Source organism: Kitasatospora sp. NPDC127060 (genome assembly GCF_042724935.1).
In the GTDB taxonomy this organism is placed as follows: Bacteria; Actinomycetota; Actinomycetes; order Streptomycetales; family Streptomycetaceae; genus Kitasatospora.
In genome coordinates this window covers 1-1,832 of sequence record NZ_JBHXEG010000187.1, presented here as the reverse complement: position 1 = coordinate 1,832, position 1,832 = coordinate 1, and the positions used below count along the sequence as shown (strand labels likewise).

The following is a 1,832-nucleotide window of genomic DNA, read 5'->3' as shown; positions in this document are numbered from 1 at the left end:
CCACCCCCCAGGTCATGCGATCGACAGGGGGCAACAGTCATGCCGGACCCGGAGGCCAGGAGCCCCGTTTCAGGGCCACGAAGAAGGTAACGGGGCTGGTGACAGCTCCCCCGGGACGGGCCCCTTCGTCCTTCGATGTCAGGTCGTTCGGTGTGAGGTCGGTCGGTCGGCGTCAGGTCGTTCGGTATCAGATCGCGCAGGATCCGTCCGCGCAGGCCTCCCCGGCCGGGGCAACCGGTACCGGCGCCGGGCGGCGCTCACCGATCTCGGCGGCGACCTGCTCCAGCACCTTGCGGAAGGTCTCGGTGTCCTGCCCGCCCTGGACCGCCCACTTGTCCTCGAACACGAAGGTCGGAACGGCACTGATGCCCAGCTCACGGGCCTCCGCCAGCTGGGCGCGGACCTCGGCGGTGCCCTCATCGCCCGCCAGGTAGGCCGTCACCCGCTCGCGGTCCAGGCCCGCCGCCACGGCGACGTCCGCCAGCGCGGCGCGGTCGCCGACGTCCACGCCGTCGGTGAAGTGCGCCTTCAGCAGCGCCTCCTTCAGCCGGCCCTGCGCCTCCGCGCCGTACTCGGCCTCGGCGAGGTGCAGCAGGCGGTGGCCCAGGAAGGTGTTGGCGTGCAGGGCCGCGTCGAAGTCGTACGTGATGCCCTCGGCCAGGCCCAGCTCGGCCACCCGCGCGTCCATCGCGACCGACTGCGGGCCGTAGCGCTCGGCCAGCCAGGCCCGGTGCGGGCTCGCGGTCGCCGGTGCGTCCGGGACCAGCTGGTACGGGCGGTAGACGACCTCGACACCCTCCTTGCCGGGGAAGTCCGCCAGGGCCTGCTCGAAACGGCGCTTGCCGATGTAGCACCAGGGGCAGGCGATGTCGGACCAGATCTCGACCTTCATGTTCGGGGGGCTCCAGGGGCGTGTCGGGGTGGGGTACGAGATAGGTGAACGATGAACCATCTCGGTACATTCCCGGCACTGACGCCGGCCCGGGACCGGCCGGGACCGGGACCGGCCGGGACCGGGACCGGCGGGGATCGTGACCGGCGGGGATCGGGACCGGACCGGCGGGGACCAGGGCCGGCGGGGACCAGGGCCGGCCCTCCGGGAGCGGTCCCGTCGGCTCAGGCTTCGGCGGGCGCCGGGACCACCAGGACCGGGCAGGCCGCGTGGTGCACCGCCGCCGAACTCACCGAACCCAGCAGCAGTCGGGAGAAACCCCCGTTGCCCCGGGTGCCGACCACCAGCGTGTGCTGCCGGGTCGACGCCGCCAGCAGCACCTCGATCACATTGCCCAGCACCACGTGCAGCGACATCTCCCCCGCGTACGGCCGCACCCGCTGCCGCAGCACCGTCGCCACCGCCCGGCGCAGCCCGTCCGCCATGCTCTCGACCAGCGTCTCCACGCTCTCCTGCACCAGCTCCGCCATTCCCGGCGGGTACCCGGTCGGCGCCGGGTTCACCACGGCCAGCACGTACAGCGGCAGCCCGAACAGCTCCGCCTCCGTCATCGCCCGGTCCAGCGCCCACAGCGAGCCGTCCGACCCGTCACACGCCGCCAGCACCCCCGGTGGCCGCCCCGTCGGCGGCCGCCCCAGCACCGACAGCACCACGGGAACCTCCCGCCCCGGGCTCACACCGGCCACCGCACACTCTCCTCACCGCGGACCCACAGCCGCGTAATCATCGCCCGGCTGGTGGAGGGGCCGGCTGGAGCCGCGCCGGGGTGGGGGTGGGGGTTTCTGTTTGGGGGGTGGGCTTTCGGGAGGGTGGGTGACGCCGGGGGCGGTTCCGGGGGTGGGCGCTCCGGGGGCTGGATGATTTTCGGACCGCCGACCCT

At 73.5% G+C, this 1,832-nt stretch carries 2 protein-coding genes; both read right to left on the bottom strand.

All coding sequences use genetic code 11. From position 1 onward, the window contains the following. Positions 1-187 precede the first annotated feature (187 nt). Complete coding sequence (locus ACFWIS_RS40605; RefSeq protein ID WP_380460629.1) at positions 188-892, bottom strand: DsbA family oxidoreductase; 705 nt, start codon at positions 890-892, stop codon at positions 188-190. Between the two features lie 224 nt (positions 893-1,116). Beyond that, complete coding sequence (locus ACFWIS_RS40600) at positions 1,117-1,638, bottom strand: universal stress protein (RefSeq protein WP_380460631.1); 522 nt, start codon at positions 1,636-1,638, stop codon at positions 1,117-1,119. Positions 1,639-1,832 lie beyond the last annotated feature (194 nt).

Bases quoted from the DNA above. Each gene is read 5' to 3' on its own strand.
- ACFWIS_RS40605 (WP_380460629.1), bottom strand. From the start codon at position 892: ATGAAGGTCGAGATCTGGTCCGACATCGCCTGCCCCTGGTGCTACATC.